Source organism: Dactylosporangium sp. NPDC050688, assembly GCF_040654515.1.
In the GTDB taxonomy this organism is placed as follows: Bacteria; Actinomycetota; Actinomycetes; order Mycobacteriales; family Micromonosporaceae; genus Dactylosporangium.
This window is the reverse complement of sequence record NZ_JBFAIC010000041.1, coordinates 83,043-102,075: the sequence shown is the minus strand read 5'-3', so window position 1 is coordinate 102,075 and position 19,033 is coordinate 83,043. Positions and strand designations below refer to the sequence as shown.

The following is a 19,033-nucleotide window of genomic DNA, read 5'->3' as shown; positions in this document are numbered from 1 at the left end:
GCGCCGGGAACCGCCGCAACGCACGGAACTCCTCGAACGTCATCGACGCCACCACAAACTCCCCACCGGACGAGACAAGACGGGACGGACCCGGGCCGGGACAATCTAGCGAGCCACCGGCCACCCGCGAAACTCCTGACCGGCCGTGCGGCAGTCGCCGGCGACGCCCGGGAGGTCCTACGCGATCCACCCGCCGTTGAGGTAGAAGACGGTCAGCGCGCCCTGCAAGGTGAGGCCGACGTAGAGATACGCCCTGGCGAAGAGCCGGGCCTGCACGATCACCCGGCCCAGCAGGATGAACGCCGGGAAGATCTCCAGCACGTGACGCGACGCGGACGGCAGCCGGCCGGTGGGCTCGGGCCAGCCCGGGAAGCTGACGATGAACAGCCACTGCACGACGCCCAGCAACGGCAGCGCGAACAGGTGCCGGGGGAGTTTCCAGGGCCCGACGAAGCACAGCACGAGCAGCACCGCGACGAACACCACCGAGCCCAGGTTCAGCACGTTGACCGAGTTGGTCGAGATCGGCGTGTTGATCAGTCCCTTGACCGTGTCGGCGATCGCCACCCAGGGGGCCGCGAAGTGCCGGCCCCAGTTCTCCTGTGCGTGGCTGTACGCCAGCGCATCGCCGTACTTCGACCAGGTGTAGGTGGCGTAGGCGACAAGACCCATCGGCACCAGTCCGATCGCCAGCACATCCGCCCTGATCCGGCGGATCTTGAACTCGTGCTGGCGCAGGTACTCCCAGGCGAACGGCACCGCGAGGAGCAGGCCGGAGCCCCGGCTGCCCGACGCGAGCGCGCCGAGCAGACCGGCCACCCACCAGCGCCCGGCCCGCAGCGCCGCGAAGCAGGAGACGGACAGGAACAGGATGAGACCGGACGGATAGGGCGCGACGAGGAAAAATCCGGTGGGGAACACGGCCAGCACGGTCATCGCACGCTGCGCGGTCCGTTCGTCGAACTCCCGCGCGACCAGCCGGTGCAGGACCACCAGGGTGCCCAGCAGCGCCAGGCTCGACACGACGAGACCCGCGAACACCGGCGGCCCGGGCACGACGAAGTCGAACCCGCGGACCAGCAGCCCGTAGAGCGGGAAGAAGGCCGCGATCCGGGTGTCTTCCGGCGTGTACATCCCGTCGTAGCCGTCGGTGGCGATGATCCGGTAAAAGCCCCAGTCCCACTGTCCCCATGCCCCGACGAGGACCTTCCAGCTGACGGGATTGGGCTTCACGAGGTGCGCGAAGTAGGTGAGCACCAGCGCGTTGAGCATGCAGAGCAGCCACGCGGTCGTGCCGGCGAGCAGCGAGCCGCCGTACCAGGCGCGGACCCGGTCCAGCCGGCCAGGCGCCGCTGGGGGCAGTGCGTCGCCGTCCGAGGGCCTGCGCTGTGTGGGTATCGCGTCGGTGGCAGCCGGCACGGCTGCGGTGGGCCAGGTCACGGCGACGAGTGTATGGACGCGCTCGCCGGCGGTCTACGTCCGTGGTCACAGCGGCTGAAGCTGACCGGTACGGGGAACCCGGCAGCCGGCCAGGATCCGATGCCCCGACCGCGGGTGGGCCGTACCGCCCTGCGGCGTTCAGGGGCCCGGCCGGCGGCAGATGAGGTAGGTCGCGGGCCCGGCGGCGGCGAGCGCCGCTGCGGTGATGACGCGGAACATGGTGTCGTACCCGGGTAGCTGTTGCCGCCGAGCTGGTGGGCGAGCCAGGGGGTCAGGACCCGGAAGGCGTACGGCGTTTCGGTCGGGCCTTGGGCTCCAGTGCCATGTTGAGGTAGTGCGCGGCGTCGCCACCCGCGTACAGCGCGTGGGGCAGCAGGACGAGCCGGACGGCGGTCAGCGCGACCGACAGCCCGGTCGCGGTGAGGACCTGGACCGGGGTGACGCGCGGCGTCGCAGATGCCGAGGGTGTCATGGCGGGTCGTGTCAGGCCGTCTGGGAGTGGACGTTGTTGCCGGTCTTCAACACCTGGGTACGGTCGATCCACTGGGACAAGCGCGCGTTCGGCTCCGCCGACTGCATCCCCGTTCCTCCCCGTTCGAACGAGGGGCATTCTTTCTCATCGCCGTCGGGTACGGGGACCGGCGGCGCTGGGCGCGGGCATCGTCCCGTCAGGCGCCGGTACATCACAGGCAGCGACGGAAACACGTGTTGACAGTATTACCAAACGTGTGAATACGATCGCGCTGGGCAAATATTGATCACGTTGCGGGGTTGCCGGTGCGGCTCGCCGGGCGGTCCGTTACGGGGGGTGCGGGAAGTGCTGGCAACGCAGGCGGTCGACCTGTCGGAGCTTCCGGCCGCGCAGCGCTTCGACTACTGGTCGGAGCTGGTGGCCAAGGAGGTCGCGCCGAACCAGATCAGCAGCGACCACGCGCATGACTTCGACGCCCGGATGCAGATCACGAGTCTGGGGAGCCTCGGCCTCACCTCGCTGCAGTTCCCCTCGTTGACCACGCAGCGGACGGCTCGGCTGATCCGTCAGTCCGACCCGGAGCAGTACCACCTGGCGCTGCTGACCGCCGGCGCCGGGGCGGTCGAGCAGGACCGCCGGGAGTCGGCGATCCGGCCGGGCGACTTCACCCTGTTGAGCAGTTCCCGGCCGTACGAGGCGTCGCACGGCGTCCGCTCGGGCGGACCCGACCCCGTGAGCTCCGTCGTTGTCGTCATTCCGCACTCACTGCTGCCAATGCCGTACGACAAGGTGAGCCGGTTGTTCGGGGCACCCATGCCCTCGGCCGGCGGGATGGGCATTCTGGTGGCGCGGTACCTGCAGCACATCAGCGCACACCCTGAGCAGTACCAACGATCCGACGCGCTGTTTCTCGGCAATACCGCGCTCGACCTGATCGCCGCGATGCTCGCGCAGCAGCTCGATGCCATGAGTTTCCTGCCGGGCGATGTGCGGCAACATGTGCTGCGTGCGCGCATCGACGCGTTCATCGACGCCAATCTCGGGGATCCCGACCTGCGTCAGCAGACGATCGCGGTGGCGCACAACATCTCGGTCAGCACCCTGAAGCGGCTCTTCCGGGCGGACCACACCTCGGTCACCGAGCTGATCCGCACCCGCCGTCTGCAGCGGTGCCGGCAGGACCTGGCCAACCCGGCCCTGCGCGGCCGGCCCGTCTACGCCATCGCCGCCCGCTGGGGATTCCCGGACAAGGCACACTTCAGCCGGGTGTTCCGGGCGAAGTACGGGTTGACGCCCAACGAGTATCGCCAGCAGTAGCCGGCGCGTCCGCGGCCTCCGGCAGGTCCGGCGTCGTGTCCCTGATCACAGCACGGGCGCGGTGGAGGACCTTGCGATGATCATCTATCCCGGACGACGATGGAGGCAGGCCGGCAACCCTGTGCAAGCTCCAGGAGAAGCGGTCCTGCCAAGGCTGCGGGAGGCTCTGCATGGTGGCGTCGAAGGACATGCTGCGAGACGCCGGCGGTCCACCCACGCCGGCCACGATCGGCGAGGACCTGGCGCAGTGGGCGAAGGACCATGGGGCCGGCGTCGATCGCCGCCTTGCCCAGCGGCTCGCTGACGTCGTGACCCGCATCGCGCCGGATCTGCCCGCGGCCGGCCGCAGGCTGTTGGCCCGGTACAGCCTCTGGACCTTCCTCCTCGACGACGAGCTCGACGACGTCACCGCCGGGCCCGACGCCCTCGCCGAGCTGGCCGGCCGCCTCATCACGCTGGTCCGGACGGCCACCGCGGCCAGTACCCCGACGCGGACGATCGAGGCGATGCTCGCCGAGATCGTCATCGAACTCAGGTCGGTGGGGCCCCCCGCGCTGCTGGCCCGATTCGACGACGCGCTGTGCACCGCCATCAGCACCGGCGTCCAGCACACCGTCCGCGCCCAGCAGCTGCGTCAGGGCCGCGCCGGCGCGCCGACGGCCGTGGAGTACCTGACCGTCGCCGGCCACCACATCAACTACTGCAGCTTCGCCTACGCGCTGCTGATCCTCACCCGGGCCACTCCGACGGCGGCCGCCGCGCAGCGGATCGACAAGGCTCTCGTCGCGGCTTCCCGCGCCATCCGGATCGCGAACGACCTGGCATCCGCCGACCGCGATCGCGCCGAAGGCCGTCTCAACATCGTGCTGCTGCCGCCCGCGGACACCGTCGACATCGCAGCGCTGGAGCGCCAGGTCGACCGGTACGTGCGGTTGCACGACCGTCTGCTGCGCGACACCGCCGACGCCGGTGTGCTGCGCCGGAGCCTGCACACCGCGGTTGCGGTCTACCGCGTCACCGACCTGCGTTAGGGGATGCCGACGCACGGCGTCGCCGGGCCGACGTCATCGACGACGTGCCGATCCGGTCGGGCGCCACGGTGCTGGTCAGCTCAGGGCCGCTCGAGGCGCGGGCACCAGCGGCGCTGCGACCGCGCCGGCTGGAGCTGCACCTGAAGGCATCATGAAGCGGTCCGCGGCGCCGAGCGCGGCGAGCCGGGCGGCGCGGATGACCCGCAGCGGTGCATACAGATCTTTGGCGTGCCAGAGGCCGCGGTGCGGGCCGCTGTCCGGTTGCTGCCGCAGGTACGCGGCGCCGGCCATGACGGCCGCGGTGACGTCGATGCCGGCGCCCGCGCCCGCGCTGGCCAGCACGTGCACGCCGTACGCCGTCTCCTCGACGGTGCCGCCCCAGCGGCCCCACGACCCGTCGGAGTGCTGCGTGGCCACGGTCCACGTCACCGCCCGGCGAACGGCCTGACGGGCCGGATCGGCGGCGCGGGGGAGCAGCGCGTCGACGCAGCAGGCCGTCGCGTAGTACGGCGAGGCATGCCATTTGTCCCACCAGCAGCCGTCGGCGGACTGGACGTCGACCAGCCAGGCGGCGGTCGCCACCGCGACCGGATCCAGCCGACGGCGGTCGGCCGGCTGGGCCGCCATCGCCTCGTGCAGCGTCTCGAGCGCGTGTGCTGTCGTGCTCACCGACGGGGTCCGCTCGCTCGGGAAACAGCGGAAGTACGCGCCGGTGTGGTACCGCAGCAGCGCGTCGACGGGGCGTGCCCGGCCGTGCCGGTGCAGCGCGGTGAGGACCACGGCGGCGTCGTCGCAGTCCGGCGGCAGGCTGGGCGCGGCCGGGGCCCCGTCCGGACCGAGCGCTGCGTCGAGGCTGTCCAGCACGCTCGCGGCCGGGGAAATGCCGGGCATGACCGGCGCCAGGGTGCTCAGCACCCAGGACTGCTCGAAGTAGGTGATCGGCCAGACACCGGCAACAGGCCCGCCCCCGGCGGCCTGCAGCCGGTCGAGGTAGCGCGCCGCGGCCGCCGCGGCCGGCGTGCTGCGGTCCGCGTCCTCGCCCAGCCACGCCGCGGTCGCCGCCGGGGAACAGGCGATCATCCCGTCGTCGTGCGGTCGCACCGTGGCGAGGCGCTCGGCGCCCGCACCGAGCGCCTCAAGCGACGCCCACCACGTCTGCGGGCCGCCGCCGTGCTGCACCCGGGCCGCCAGCCGGTCCGCAGCCGTCGGGTCCATGCCGGCGGGCACAGCCAGCCGCACACCGCTGCCGACGGTTGATCCCGCCGCATCGAGATGCGCGTTGATCGCGGCGACCAGAGCCGGCACGACGAGCTCGACCGCAATCGTGTCCGGCACGGGCGCCCGGCTGCCCGACCAGTGCCGCAGCGCGGCCAGGCCGCGCTGCGCCGTGCTGCGCAGTTGTCCCGCCTCGACCCCGGCCACCGGCGGCCGGCGGAGGGTGGCGAGGACGGCCTCGACCGCGCTCAGCGTCGGGACCAGCGCATAACCGTCGGCCTCGCCCCAGAGGCCGTCGCTGCGCTGTCCGGCGATGAGGAACCGCAAGCGGGCCGTGTGGCCAGGCAGCGACGGGGTGAGGCTGACCAGCCGGGCAGTGTCGTAGATCGAGGCGGTCACCGCACCCCACGGGTCCGTGGCGACCTCATCCAGCAGGGCTGCTGCAGCGTGCCGGTCGAGCGACGGTTGATCTGCAACAATTCGGTCCGGCATTTGTGCACCCATCGCCCGTCGCCATTTTGATCATTGGGGCACAGTGTATGGCACCGTCCGACACTGATACATTGCCTGCCGTGTCATTGCCGGAATCGGGCAGGAGCCCGGGGTTTCGGCTTGCGTCCACGGCTCGCCCCAGACAATGGCGGCTGCTTCCCACCCCACGGATCGGGACGGGTGAATGATCTCCGCGAGTAAGCGCACGGCTGGTCAACCGCGTGGCACACGGCTGCGATTGAAAGTCGTCGCCCTGCTGTTGTCCCTCGTCGCGCTGTGGGCATTCGCCGCGTTCGTGACGCTGCGCGAGGGCCTCAACCTCTTGTGGGTCAGCACCCTCGACCCTGGTGTGGGCCGGCCGACCGAGTCCCTGGTCGGCGCGCTGCAGGCCGAGCGTCGGCTGTCGGTGGTGTACCGCAGCAGCCCGACCGCCCGCGACGCTCAGCGCCAGGCCATGGCCGACCAGCGCCGAGTCACCGACGAGGCAGTCGCCGTGTGGCGGGAGTCCGTGGGCGGCACCGGGGTGTCCTGGGCGGCGGACGGCACCCTCAAGGCCCGCATCCGCGACCTTGCAGGGCTGCTGGACCAGCTGCCCGTCCAGCGCACGGCCGTCGACAACGGATCCGGGACGAGCGTGTCCGGCCTGGCCGGCGAATACACGAAGATCATTGACGGCGCGTTCCGGGTCTACGGCTCGATCTCCGCCCTGGACGATCCCGAACTCGCCAAGCAGTCGCGGACCCTGATCGCCCTGACCCGGTCCCGGGAGCTGCTGTCGCAGGAGGACACACTGCTCGCCGGCGTGTTCGCCGCCGGGCGGTTCACCGGCTCCGACCCGCTGGACCTCGCCAGACTGGTCAGCGTCCAGCGGTACGCCTACGCGGAGGCGGTCGCCGACCTGCCCGGCCCCGAACGGGCAGAGTACGACCGGCTCGCCGACGGCGCCGCGCTGACCCGGCTGCGCACCATCGAAGACCAGCTGATCGGCAGCGCCCGGTCCGGGGCGGCGCCGACGGTCGCCGCGACCGACTGGACCACCGCGATCGCCGCGGCCACCGAGGAGCTGCGCAAGTTCGAGCTCGCCTCCGCCGACAAGACGGTGCAGCGCGCCCAACCGGCAGCCATCGGTGTCGTCGTCCGTCTCGTGCTCGCCGGTGGTCTGGGCCTGATCGCCGTCATCGCGTCCATCATCATCTCCATCACCACCGCCAGGACGCTGCTCGCCCAGCTCGTCCGGCTCCGTGACGCAGCAGATGAGCTGGCCACCCAGCGGCTGCCCGAGGTCATGGAGAAGCTGCGCCGTGGTGAACGCGTCGACGTCGACGTCGAGGCGCCGCCCCTGCAGTTCGGCACCGACGAGATCGGGCAGGTCGGTCACGCGTTCAACGCCGTGCAGCAATCCGCTGTCCGCGCCGCGGTTGAGCAGGCCGAGCTGCGCCGGAGCGTCCGCGACGTCTTCGTCAGCATCGCCCGGCGCTCGCAGGGCCTGATCCACCGGCAGCTCAAGACGCTGGACGTCATGGAGCGCGAGGAGACCGACGCGGCGAACCTGGCCAAGCTCTTCGACGTCGACCACCTCGCCACCCGTATGCGGCGCAACGCGGAGAACCTCATCGTGCTGTCCGGCGGCACGCCGGGACGGGCGTGGCGCCGGCCGGTCCCGATGATCGACGTCATCCGGGCGGCGACCGCGGAGATCGAGGACTACGCCCGGGTCAACGTGCTGCCCCTCTCACCCGCCAGCCTGGTCGGCCGCGCCGTGGGTGACGTCATCCACCTGCTCGCCGAGCTCGTGGAGAACGCCGCCTCGTTCTCCCCGCCGCACACCAAGGTCCTCATCGGCGGCGAGACGGTCAGCAACGGCTACGTCGTGGAGATCGAGGACCGCGGTCTGGGCATGGGCGAGGCCGCCCTGGCCGCCGCGAACGAGCAGGTCCGCAACCCGCCGGAGATTCAGCTGTCCGGCAACGTCCGGCTCGGTCTGTACGTCGTCGGCAAGCTCGCCGAGCGGCACGGCATCCTCGTGCACCTGCGCCGGTCCCCGTACGGCGGCACGACCGCGGTCGTGCTGATCCCATCCGCGTTGATCGCCGCCCACACCGAGGACGAGCCGGGCCCGGCCCAGCACGCTCCCGTCAACGGTGCGGCCACCGCCGCGCAGCCGATGGCCGCCGTCACGGCCCAGCAGTCCACGGCCGCCAGGTCCACCCCGGCTCCTGAAGGGCGGCACGCCGCCGTCGCGGTGATGCCCCGGCCGGCCGAGGCGGCGACGAACCCGGGCATCGAGGCCCTGGCGGATGAGCCTGCGCCTGCAAACCCGGCGGCAACTCCGGCCGCGACCACAGCGCCGGAACCGGCCACGGTGTTCGGCCTGCCCCGGCGCTCCCGAAAGCAGCCGGAGCCCAAAGCGGCCGAGCAACGGACCCCGCCGGTTACCGCCGCGCTGCCACCGCGTTCCCCCGAGGTCGTCAGCACGCGGATGGCCGCGTTCCAGCGCGGCTCGCAGCAGGCCCGGCGCGAGGCGGTCGGCGCCGACAACCCGGCCGGCGCCGACAACCCGGCCGGCGCCGACAACCCGGACCACCAAGGCGAACTGGTCACCGAGGACCCCGTGACGCAACCGCAACCGCACCCGCCCGCCGCGCAGTCATGACACCACGCCACCCTCGACCGCACGTCAAGAAAGGAACATCGTGGTGCAGGAACCGATTGCAGTCGATCTGACCTGGCTCGTACAAGACCTGGTCGACCGGGTGACGGACGTGCAGCACGCCGTCGTGCTCTCGGCCGACGGGCTTCGTGTCGCCTCCTCAAAGGACATCCAGCGCGACGCCGCCGACCGCGTCTCCGCCATCGCTTCCGGCCTGCAGAGCCTGGCCCGCGGCATCAACACGCACTTCCAGATCGGCAACCTCCGCCAGACGGCGCTCGAGTACGACGACGGATACGTGTTCGTGATCGCGGCCGGCCACGGCACCTGTCTCGCCGTCATCAGCGGGCCGGAGACCGACATGGGCCTCGTCGCGTACGAGATGGAGATGATGGTGCAGCGCGCCGCCGAACATCTCGCGACCCGGCCGCGGGTGCACGCCGGCCAGACCAACGGCGGGTGACGCCGAGGCGATGGAACCCACCGAGCAGCACGACCACGACGAAATGTGGGTCGACGGAGAGGCCGGCCCGGTCGTGCGCCCCTACGCCATGACCCGTGGCCGGACCCAGCCGACGAGCGGCAACTTCGACCTGGTCTCCATCATCATGACCATCCGCCAGATCTCGGGATCCGACATCATCGATCTCGGACCCGAGCACGAGGCGATCGTCCAGCGGTGCCAGCGGCCGACGTCCGTCGCGGAGTTGTCCGCGCACCTCGACCTGCCTGTCGGCACCATCCGGGTCCTGCTCGGCGATCTGCTCAGCCGGGTCCTCATCGTTGCCACCAACCCAGATCCCGTGCCAGGGGACGACATCTTCGAAACGGTGATCCATGGCATTCAACGACTCTGATCCGCGCAGTCTGCCATCCGTCCCCAAGGCCACGAAGATCCTCGTGGCCGGCGGCTTCGGCGTCGGCAAGACGACGTTCGTCGGCACCGTCAGCGAGATCCTGCCGCTGCGGACCGAGGAAACGATCACCGAGGCCAGCATCGGCATCGACAGCCTCGACGGCGTGGCTGCGAAGACCACCACCACCGTCGCCATGGACTTCGGCAGGATCACCATCAGCAACGACCTGGTGCTGTACCTGTTCGGCACCCCCGGTCAGGACCGGTTCCTGTTCGTCTGGGACGAGCTGGCGCTCGGGGCGCTGGGCGCGGTCGTCCTCGCCGACACCCGCCGCCTCGACGAGAGCTTCCCGTCCATCGACTATTTCGAGCAGAACGGCCTGCCGTTCATCGTCGGGGTGAACTGCTTCGACGGAGCCCGCCGCTACCAGCCCGAAGAGGTCCGCATCGCGCTCGACCTGGACGAGGAGGTCCCGGTCGTCCTCTGCGACGCCCGCGACCGTGAGTCGGCGAAGAAGGTGCTCGTCAGCATGCTGCTGCACGCCCAGAGCATCGCCAAGCGGCAGCGCAGCACATCCGCTCGGGTGTGACAGCGCTCCGGCCACCACCTCAACCGTGGGCAGGCTGAGGCGCCGTCATCGATGTGACGACTCGCGGCCGGAGCGCCGGTGACATGCTGGGCGTTCCTCGCCCTCGGGCGGGTGCATCCCTCCCTCGGGTGGTGCATCCCCCGAGGGCGAGGAACATCGGGCTGAACTGGCGCTGGTTCGCATCCGGCCGGGCGCCCCAGCGTCCGTCGGCGACGCGGTGCGATGGGATGGCACCCGTTGCCACCTCACCGCACCCCCCGATTCGCCTCGTCGCGCTCCGCCCGTGATCAAGTGATCGGGGACCAGTCTGCGAGCCACCGGGGCACCGCACGTTGTCCATCCGGCTCACGTTGTTGCCGGCATGGGTCAGCTGCCGTTCCGGTGGGGATCAGGTCGATCTCCGGCCCGCCGGGGCCGTGGTGGCGATGAGGTCCGCGAGGTCGGCGGCGGTGCCCACCGGCACGGTGAAGCGGTGCCGGACACGGGTCCGGCACGTTGCTCCTGTCGAATTGGGTGGGGTCAGGCGCAGGGCACGTTGCCGAAGCCCTTTTCGGCGCCGACGACCTTGTTGTCGCAGCTGACCGTGTTGGTGAGGACCGGGGTGAAGGCGAAGCCATAGCCGGGCCCGTTCACCTCGGCGGTGTTGCCCTTGAAGACGTTGTCCTTGCCCCAGCCGTCGACGACCGCGTGGGTCTGGAAGCCGTCGAGCTTGGAGTTGCGCCCCTGGTTGCCCTGGATCGCTGTCACCAGCCGGTGGTGACCGATGCCGTGGGCAAGCCCTGAGGTGTGGCGGGCTGCGCCGCCGGACTCCCAGACGGGCTCCTACCAACGCTCAATGCACCGGTGCCTGCCGTGAAACCCTTGTATGGCAAGGAAAATCGCCGCTCGGCGATGGGCCGTGCGGCTTTCCGATTCGTTGACCGACCGCTATTTTCGGTGCATGTCGAGGGTTCTGCTGCGTCGCCTCCTACCTGTGCTCGGCGCTCTCGCGGTGCTGGTCGCCACGCCCGCGGCGGCGGCCGACGAGCTGCCCGAGTTGCCCAACACCGCGTCGGGCAAGTGCGTGGACGTGTCGAAGGCGACGTTGGCGGACAAGCCGTGGGCGCAGCGGACGCTGCTGCCTGAACGGGTGTGGCCGCTGGCCAACGGCGCCGGCGTGCTCGTCGCGGTCCTCGACAGCGGAGTGCACGGGGAGGGCCAGCTCGCCGGCGTGGTCACCGGCTCGGGCAACGACTGCGCCGGCCACGGGACCTTCGTGGCCAGCCTGATCGCCGCCCGGCCGGCGGCAAACACCGGTTTTGTCGGCCTGGCACCCGGGGCGACCGTGCTCTCCGTGCCGGCCAACTGGACCAACGCCGCCGCCGCCATCACCACGGCGCTCTCGATGCGGGCCTCGGTGATCTGCCTGTCCGCCGTGGTCAGCCAGGACAGCCCGGAGCTGCAGGCCGCGGTCGCGCTGGCGGCCAAGCAGGGCGTGCCGATCGTCACGCCGGCGTTCGCGGACACCGGAAACCCGGCGCCGGTGAGCGTGCTGCAGCGGATGAGCGGCGTCATCACGGTGGCCGGGGTCGACCCGGACGGCCAGGACGTCATCAAGCCGCCGGCCGGCGCCGTCGTCGACGTCTACGCCCCCGGCAAGGCCATCGTCGGCCTCGGCCCGCGCGGCGGCCAGCTTGTCGCCACCGGTGCCGGCGTCGCGACCGGCTTTGTCGCGGCCACCGTGGCGCTGGTGCGCCAGTACCGGCCCGAGCTGACCCCGACCCAGCTCAAGCAGCGCCTGATCGTCACGGGGTACCAGCAGAACACCGGCACCGCGGCCCGCACGATCGACCCGCTGGCCGCGGTCACCGCCGTCGCCGGCACGCGCGCGCCGGTCGCGGTGCCGGTGTACGTCTCGGCGGTGCCGGAAACACCGGGTCCGGGTGGGCGCACGACCGCGTTGATCGTGCTGGCCGTCTCCGCGGGCGTCATCGCGGCCGCCGTGAGCGTCAGCGTCGTGGTTCCCCGCGCATCCCGGCGTGGCTGGCGCGCCGCTAGCGGGCACCGTCCGGCCCCGCTTTCGCCGTCTGCATCAGATACACCTCGCGACGAGCGATCCGCTGTGCCCGGCCGGCGGGGAGCTGGCGTGGCTTGATCGTGCCGAACAGCAGGCCCTCGGCCAGCGGGCAGGACATCAGCAGCGACTGCGTGTTGAGTTCGAGGAGCCGGCGGATCAACTGGTCGTTCATGCTCCGCGAGGCGCCGTTGGCGGCACGGGTGACCACCACGTGCAGACCGATGTCGGCGGCCTGCGCCATGAGCGGCAGCAACGGGTCGAACGGGTGCCGCATCACGTTGACGCCGAGCATCTCGTAGTCGTCGACGATCAGGAAGATGCGCGGCCCGCTCCACCAGTCGCGGCGCCTGAGCTGCTCCGGAGTGATGTCCGCGCCGGGCACCCGCGCCTGCAGCGCGGCCGTCACACCGTCGATGATCTCCTTGACCACGTCGATCGAGACCGCGTAACCCAGCCGGTACTCGTCCGGCACGCTGGCGGTCAGTTCGCGCCGGAAGTCCACCAGCGCGATCTGCGCCTCCTCCGGCGAGTACCGCGCGGTGATGGCGTGGCTGACCAGGCGCAGGACGTTCGTCTTGCCCGACTCGGCGTCACCGACGACGAACAGGTGCGGTGATTCGTCGAAGTCGTGCCAGGCCACCGCGAGCTCGCGCTCCTCGACGCCGAGGGCGACCCGGAGGTCTCCGGTGGGCGTCGGCAGCTCCGCCGCGTGCAGCAGCGCCGGCAGCATCCGCACCGGCTGCGCGACCGGCCCGCGCCAGCCCTGCCGGATCGCCTCGACAGCGGCGGAGGTCGCCTCCGCAAGCGACTGGGCGTCGCTGACACCGTCCACTCTCGGCAGTGCGGTCAGGTAGTGCAGCTTGCCGTCGGTGAGGCCGCGTCCCGGGATGCGTGGCACGCTACCGGCCATCCGCATGTTCACCAGCGACTCGACCGGGTCGCCGAGTTTGAGTTCGAACCGGGTGGCGATCTGGTCCCGTAGCGCGGGCGTGATGTCGGTCCACCGGTTGGAGGCGATCAGCAGGTGCACGCCGTAGTTGAGTGCCCGCGGGGCGATCGCCGAGATCTGCGCCGCCTGGTCCTGGTAGTCCTGACGCATCGTGGACCAGCCGTCCACGACCAGGAAGACGTCGCCGAACCGTTCCTCGGCCAGCTCTCCGGCGGCGCGCATCCGCCGGTAGGTGGTCATGGAGTCGATCCCGCGCTCGGTGAACATCCGCTCCCGGTTGGCCAGCATGCCGGCGATCTCGGTGATCGTCCGGTTGACCCGGTCCGGGTCGAGCCGGCCGGTCACGCCGCCGACGTGCGGCAGGTTGGCCAGCGTGCCGAGTGTGCCCCCGCCGAAGTCGAGGCAGTAGAACTGGACCTCGGCCGGGGTGTGGGTCAGCGCCAGGCCCAGCATCAGCGAGCGCAGCAGCGTGCTCTTGCCGCTCTGCGGCCCTCCCGCGATGGCCACGTGGCCACCCGCGCCGGACATGTCCGCGATCAGCGGGTCGCGTCGCTGCTCGAACGGCCGGTCGATGATGCCGACCGGGACCCGTAGCGTGCCCCGCTCCGCGTCCAGCACGCAGTACCCGTACCTCGGGTCCGTCCCGCACTCACCCATCAGCTCGTCGAGTGTGGGCGGCTCGTCCAAGGGCGGCAGCCACACCCGGTGCGCCGGCATGCCCACGCCGCGCAGCCGGTCCACCGTGGTGAGCAGGATGCTCTTCGCCTCCACCCGCTCCTCCACCGGCTCCGGTGCCTCCGCCTCGGGCAGCGGCGCGCGGGGCGCCACGTACCCGACCGAGTACGGCACCACCTGCCCGGCGATCAAGGCCCGGCGGCCCGCGCGACGTGCCGGCCGGTAGGGGCCGGAGACGTAGGCGGCCTTGAACCGGGTCAGCGTCGCCACGTCGCTCTTGAGGTATCCGTTGCCGGGCGACGTGGGGAGCTGGTAGGCGTCGGGTACCCCGAGCACGCTGCGGCTCTCGATGGCGGAGAAGGTACGCAGGCTGATGCGGTAGGACAGGTGGGTCTCCAACTGGTGGACGCGCCCCTCGTCCAGGCGCTGCGAGGCGAGCAGCAGGTGCACGCCGAGCGAGCGGCCCAGCCGGCCGATCATCACGAACAGGTCCATGAACTCCCGGTGCGCGGAGAGCAGTTCGGAGAACTCGTCCACCACCACGAACAGGGTCGGCAGCGGGGCCAGGCCGGCGCCGTTCGCCCGGGCCTGCTCGTACTCCAGCCGGGAGCTGAAGTTTCCGGCCGCCCTCAGCAGCTCCTGCCGGCGGATCAGCTCGCCGTGCAGGGCGTCCTGCATCCGGGCCACCAGCGCCACCTCATCGGCCAGATTCGTGATGACGGCCGAGGTGTGCGGCAGTTGGTCCAGGTTGAGGAAGGTCGCGCCACCCTTGAAGTCGACCAGGATGAAGTTGAGCGACTCGGAGGAGTGGCACAACGCCATGCTGAGCACGAGCGTGCGCAGCAGTTCGCTCTTGCCCGAGCCGGTAGCGCCGATGAGCATCCCGTGCGGGCCCATGCCACCCAGCGCCGACTCCTTGATGTCCACCTCAATGGGGCTGCCGTCCTGGGCGACACCGATCGTCACCCGCAGCGCCTGCGCCGCCGGCCGCGACCGCCAGAACGCGACGGCGTCGTGGGTGGACAGGTCCGGGATGTTCAGCAGGGTGGTCAGGTCCACGTTCGCGGTCAGCGGCTCGGAGACGTCGGCCGAGATGCTCAGCCGGTACGGTGCGAGCAGCCGGGCCAGTGCCGCGGCCCGGGGCACGCTGAGCCGGTCCGGCCGCCCGATCCGGTCCCGGGTCTCCTCCCGGTTGCCCTCCACGCTGACGGTGTGGACGTCCTCGGCCGTCACCTCCAGCCGCAGCGCGTACGAGTGGTGCCGCCAGGAGAGCGTCTCCGCCACGTCGATCACCGTGACGTTGCGGTACCCCGAGGTGTCCAGGCGGGACCCTTCCTGGATCCTCGCGTCGTCGAGGATCAGCACGGTGTACGGCTCGTCCCGGCTCGGCTCGGCATCAGGGTCGAACGGCGGCCGTTCGGTCAGCTCGTCCCCCATCAGCCCGACGAGCTCCCCCAGCGAGCCGGCCACCTGACGGACCGGGCCGGCGCCGTCCTCCTCGATCGGGTGCAGCGCGTGCGGCAGCCACTTGACCCAGTCCCACGCCGAGCGCCGCGCGTCCGACACGCATACGGCCACCCGCATGTCGTCCGGCGAGTGGAACACGGCCAGTTGGCCCAGCAGCGCCCGCACCATGCCGAGGATCGCCTCCCGCTCACCGTCGAAGAGCACCCGGGCGTAGCCGCGCAGGTACAGTGCGACGGGCTGGTCGGCGACCGTGCTGTAGGCGGCGATGAACCGGCGCAGCGCGTGGGCCGACAGCGGCTCCAGGTCCTCGATCGGCTTGGTCGACAGCGGCATCAGCCGGGTGGCCAGTCGCTGCTCACCCACGGCGATGCGCACCTCGCCGAAGTCCTCATGGGTAGGGCGCCGCTCCCACAGCCGGGACGTGCGCACCACCGACCACAGCAGCTGCGGATCGGGATGCTGCCACGACTGCGCGTTGCGGTGCGCGGTGATCGTCTGCCGGATCTTCTTGCGGGTCTGCGACAGGTACCGCAGGTAGTCGCGCCGCTCGTGGCCGACCCGCTTCTTGCGGTCGCCGGCGTTCTTGATCAGCTGGGCCACCACCGTGCCGATCGTGGAGACCACCAGCAGCCCGGCCGCGAGGTACATGGTCACCCCGCTGCCTGCCCCCGACCGGGAGAACAGCAGCACCGTCGCCGACGACGCGATCGCCATGGGCAGATACATGAAGAGCGACGACAGGTTCTGCTGGTGCTCGGGCAGGGGCGGCGGCTCCTGCAGGCTCAGCTCCCCGGCCGGCATCTCGGGGCCCGGCTGCCGGGGTGGCCGCCGGTACTGGATGACGCTCATGACGACACTCTTTCCCTCGGCTGACGGTCCGTCGGCCGAATGTCAGGCGTTCGTTGGTGGTGCCAGGTGACATGGCCCCGGAGGAGAGCGAACGCCGAAGGAGGGTCGTCGTCCGTGGAGAATACCCTGATCGGACTGTGCCGCATCAACATCCGCGCGCCGGATTCCCGGATCGAGCTCGCGGTGCCGACGGACGTCCCGCTGGGCGACCTGTTGCCCGAGATCCTCCGGCACGCCGGCTCGGGAATGGACGAGGCCGGTCTGGTCCACCAGGGTTGGGTGCTGCAGCGACTGGGCGACGAGCCGCTGGACGAGGAGAGCACACTGGCCGTCGCCGGCCTGCACGACGGTGACACGGTGTACCTACGGCCGCGGGCCGATCAGCTTCCGCCGGTGCACTTCGACGACCTCGTCGACGGTGTCGCCAGCACGCTGCGCGACCGGGCCGACGCCTGGCGCCCCGCCGCCACCCGGTATGCCCTGCTCTTCGCGGCGGCAGCGGCACTCGCCGCGACGTTCGCCGTGATCGCCGGCGGCATGCGCGGATCTCCCGCCGTCCTGTTCTCGGCCAGCATCTCCGTGCTGCTCGTCCTCGCCGCCGGGGCGGCTTCCCGGGCCGTGGACGACGGGGTGGCCGGCATCCTCCTCGGCGTCGCCTCCATGCCGTTCATGGCGCTCGCCGGCGTGCTGGTGACCACCGGTACAGGCTCGCTGCTGGGCGCCCGGGTGCTCGCCGGCGCATCCGCGGCCGCCGGGACCGGAGTGCTCGCGCTGGGCCTGGTCGGTACCGGCGCCGCGGTGTTCCTCGCGCTCGTCGGGGTCTGCGTGATCGGCCTGGTCGGCGGACTCCTGATCGTGCTGGCGAACGTCAGCCCGGTCGGTGTCGCCGCCACCGTCGCGGTGCTCGTCCTCGTCCTGACCCTGTTCGTGCCGATGCTGGGGGTGCGGCTGGCCGGGCTGAAGATCCCGCCGCTGCCGACCAACGCCGACCAGCTCCAGGAGGGCATCGAGCCGCACCCCGGCGGGGACGTGGTGGCCAGGGCCAAGCTGACCAACTCCTACGTGACGGCGTTCCTGCTCGCGGTCGGTGGTGTCCTGATGTGCTGCCTGACGGCACTCGCGACGACTCGCACCTGGCAGAGCTATTCCCTCGCCGGCGCGGTGTCGGCGATCTGCCTGCTGCACAGCCGCTCGCTGGCCGGCATCTGGCAGCGCCTCGGCAGTCTCGTCCCGGGCCTCTACGGCGCGCTGCTGCTCACCGTGGGGTTCGCCCTGTACGCGCCGGTGAACTGGCAGATCTCGACCCTGGTCACGCTGGTCGTGCTCGGTGCGACGCTGCTCATCGGCTCGTGGACCATTCCGGGCGCCCGGCTGGTCCCGTACTGGGGCCGCGCCGCCGAGCTCCTCCACACGCTCGTCGCCATCTCGCTGGTGCCCCTGCTCGTGTGGGTGGTCGGCGGGTACGGCTGGGCACGCGACCTGTTCTGAGACGACCGGGAGTCCACCATGCAATCGCGCCGGGACCAGGTGCAGGCCCATCGGTTCGTGGTTGGGCGCCTGACCTCGGGCATTCTCGGCGCGGATCCGGACATGCCGGAGACGCCGCTGGCCCGCACCAGCCGTGGCGTGTTCATCGGCGCGCTGCTCGGGCTCCTGGCCATTGCCGTGTCCGCCATCTTCGGCCTGCTCGTCCCGAGCAAGTCGACCAAGTGGCGCACCGCGCGCTCACTCATCATCGTCAAGGAGAGCGGGGCACGCTACGTCTACGTCAACGGCACGCTCCATCAGGTGCTCAACTATGCCTCGGCGGTGCTGCTGATCGGCGGCACCAGCGCGACGACGGTACCGGCGAGCGCGCTCAACGGGGTGCCGCGCGGCGCGCCGATCGGGATACCGGGCGCGCCGGACGAGCTGCCGCGCGCGACGAAGCTGGGCGGCGAGCGGCCGTGGCGGGTCTGCGCCGGCCAGAACGGTGCCGACAGCGAGCCCCTCACCTCGATGCTCATCGACGTTCCAGACTTCCCGCAGGTGCTGCCCGCCGGCCAGGGCGTGCTGGTGGGGGTCGCTGAGAACGCCACCTATCTGCTCTGGCAGGGCAAGCGGTACCGGATGCCGGAGGACCGGGCATCGCTCGGGGCACTCGGCTACGCCGACGCGCGGGTGCGGCGCGTCGACGCCGCCTTCCTCAACGCCGTGCCGGCCGGGCCTGACCTGGCCGCGCCGCCCGTGCCCGGCCGGGGCGGGGACGGGCCACGGATCGCCGGCCAGCCGACCAAGGTGGGCCAGTTGTTCGTTCTCGCCGGTTCGGGCCAGACGTACGTGCTCACCACCGGCGGGCTCCGCCCGGTCACCCGCACCCAGCAGGCCCTGCTGCTCGCCCATCCCGACACGGCGAAGCTGGCCTACGGCGGCGCCGCGCCGGTGACCCGGGAGCTGGACGCGGGGGAGCTGACGACGCACGCGGACCCCGTGCGCTACGACGAGATCGGCCTACCGCCGGCGCCGCCGGAACTGGTGCGCCCCGGCGGCGTCGAAGCGGTGTGCCTGCTGGTGCAGCCCTTCGGGGACGCGCCGCGGTACGGCGTCTACCTCACCGACGCCGATACGCTCGGCGGGCACCCGGTGATCGTGCCGGAGTCCGTCATTCCGAGCTGCGCCCCGGCCGACAAGGTCGTCGTCGGCCCGACCGGCGGTGCCGTGGTGCGGGTGCTGTCCTCATCGGGGCTGTCCCGCAACGGGCGCCTGTATCTGATCACGCCCACCGGCATCAAGTATCCGATGACCGGCGCCGGCGCGCAGACCCTCGGGTATTCGGCGGTCACCGCCACCGCGATCCCGCACGCGCTGCTCGACGCGCTGCCCACCGGCCCGCTGCTCGACGCGAGCGCGGTGCGGTCGGGAGCACGGGGGTTTCCCGTCGAGGGATGTGTGTGATGCGTCAGGAATCCATCGGCGCCGCGTTGGCCGGGGTTGG

General features: G+C 71.3%; 14 protein-coding genes. 9 read left to right on the top strand and 5 right to left on the bottom strand.

All coding sequences use genetic code 11. The features are described from left to right. Positions 1–177: 177 nt before the first annotated feature. Together AB0H83_RS32115 and AB0H83_RS32110 are read right to left on the bottom strand one after the other, a co-directional pair. The gene (locus AB0H83_RS32115) at positions 178–1,440 is read right to left on the bottom strand and encodes a hypothetical protein (RefSeq protein ID WP_360101547.1); all 1,263 of its coding nucleotides are present in this window, start codon (positions 1,438–1,440) and stop codon (positions 178–180) included. Positions 1,441–1,711: 271 nt separating this feature from the next. Continuing rightward, on the bottom strand, positions 1,712–1,912 hold the full coding sequence (locus AB0H83_RS32110; protein WP_360101545.1) for a hypothetical protein: 201 nt from the start codon (positions 1,910–1,912) through the stop codon (positions 1,712–1,714). Positions 1,913–2,257: 345 nt separating this feature from the next. Between AB0H83_RS32110 and AB0H83_RS32105 the strand changes: the two genes are divergently transcribed. Together AB0H83_RS32105 and AB0H83_RS32100 are read left to right on the top strand one after the other, a co-directional pair. Next, positions 2,258–3,229, top strand: a complete 972-nt coding sequence (locus AB0H83_RS32105; protein ID WP_360101543.1) for a helix-turn-helix domain-containing protein — start codon at positions 2,258–2,260, stop codon at positions 3,227–3,229. A gap of 170 nt (positions 3,230–3,399) precedes the next feature. Next, positions 3,400–4,260 (top strand): terpene synthase family protein, encoded by an 861-nt coding sequence (locus AB0H83_RS32100; RefSeq protein ID WP_360101541.1) that lies wholly within the window; start codon positions 3,400–3,402, stop codon positions 4,258–4,260. A 75-nt stretch (positions 4,261–4,335) separates the two neighbouring features. Here the strand turns inward: AB0H83_RS32100 and AB0H83_RS32095 are convergent, their stop codons facing one another. After that, complete coding sequence (locus AB0H83_RS32095) at positions 4,336–5,967, bottom strand: prenyltransferase (protein WP_360101539.1); 1,632 nt, start codon at positions 5,965–5,967, stop codon at positions 4,336–4,338. A gap of 238 nt (positions 5,968–6,205) precedes the next feature. On the opposite strand from AB0H83_RS32095, the gene AB0H83_RS32090 reads away from it, so the two are divergent. The 4 genes from AB0H83_RS32090 to AB0H83_RS32075 are packed head-to-tail and all read left to right on the top strand — an operon-like array spanning position 6,206 to position 10,063. Next, complete coding sequence (locus AB0H83_RS32090) at positions 6,206–8,620, top strand: nitrate- and nitrite sensing domain-containing protein (protein WP_360101537.1); 2,415 nt, start codon at positions 6,206–6,208, stop codon at positions 8,618–8,620. 37 nt (positions 8,621–8,657) lie between these two features. Further along, entirely contained in the window at positions 8,658–9,080 is a 423-nt protein-coding gene (locus tag AB0H83_RS32085) for a roadblock/LC7 domain-containing protein (protein WP_360101551.1), read from the top strand. Positions 9,081–9,090: 10 nt separating this feature from the next. After that, entirely contained in the window at positions 9,091–9,474 is a 384-nt protein-coding gene (locus AB0H83_RS32080; protein WP_360101535.1) for a DUF742 domain-containing protein, read from the top strand. Further along, entirely contained in the window at positions 9,455–10,063 is a 609-nt protein-coding gene (locus AB0H83_RS32075) for an ATP/GTP-binding protein (protein ID WP_360101533.1), read from the top strand. The genes AB0H83_RS32080 and AB0H83_RS32075 overlap by 20 nt, the downstream gene beginning before the upstream one ends. Positions 10,064–10,582: 519 nt before the next feature. Here AB0H83_RS32075 and AB0H83_RS32070 read toward each other — a convergent pair. Next, positions 10,583–10,810 carry a hypothetical protein gene (locus AB0H83_RS32070; protein WP_360101531.1) on the bottom strand — a complete coding sequence of 76 codons (228 nt, stop codon included), beginning with the start codon at positions 10,808–10,810 and terminating at the stop codon, positions 10,583–10,585. Between the two features lie 193 nt (positions 10,811–11,003). Here AB0H83_RS32070 and AB0H83_RS32065 point away from each other — a divergent pair, with 193 nt between their 5' ends. After that, a complete protein-coding gene (locus AB0H83_RS32065) occupies positions 11,004–12,197 on the top strand; it encodes a S8 family serine peptidase (protein ID WP_360101529.1) in 1,194 nt (397 codons plus the stop codon). On the opposite strand, the gene eccCa is transcribed toward AB0H83_RS32065, so the two are convergent. Next, positions 12,097–16,059, bottom strand: coding sequence for a type VII secretion protein EccCa (eccCa, locus tag AB0H83_RS32060; RefSeq protein WP_360101527.1), 3,963 nt, complete (start codon positions 16,057–16,059; stop codon positions 12,097–12,099). The genes AB0H83_RS32065 and eccCa overlap by 101 nt on opposite strands. Positions 16,060–16,173: 114 nt before the next feature. On the opposite strand from eccCa, the gene eccD reads away from it, so the two are divergent. Beyond that, on the top strand, positions 16,174–17,547 hold the full coding sequence (gene eccD, locus AB0H83_RS32055; RefSeq protein ID WP_360101525.1) for a type VII secretion integral membrane protein EccD: 1,374 nt from the start codon (positions 16,174–16,176) through the stop codon (positions 17,545–17,547). Between the two features lie 18 nt (positions 17,548–17,565). Next, positions 17,566–18,993 (top strand): type VII secretion protein EccB, encoded by a 1,428-nt coding sequence (gene eccB, locus AB0H83_RS32050; protein WP_360101523.1) that lies wholly within the window; start codon positions 17,566–17,568, stop codon positions 18,991–18,993. Positions 18,994–19,033 lie beyond the last annotated feature (40 nt).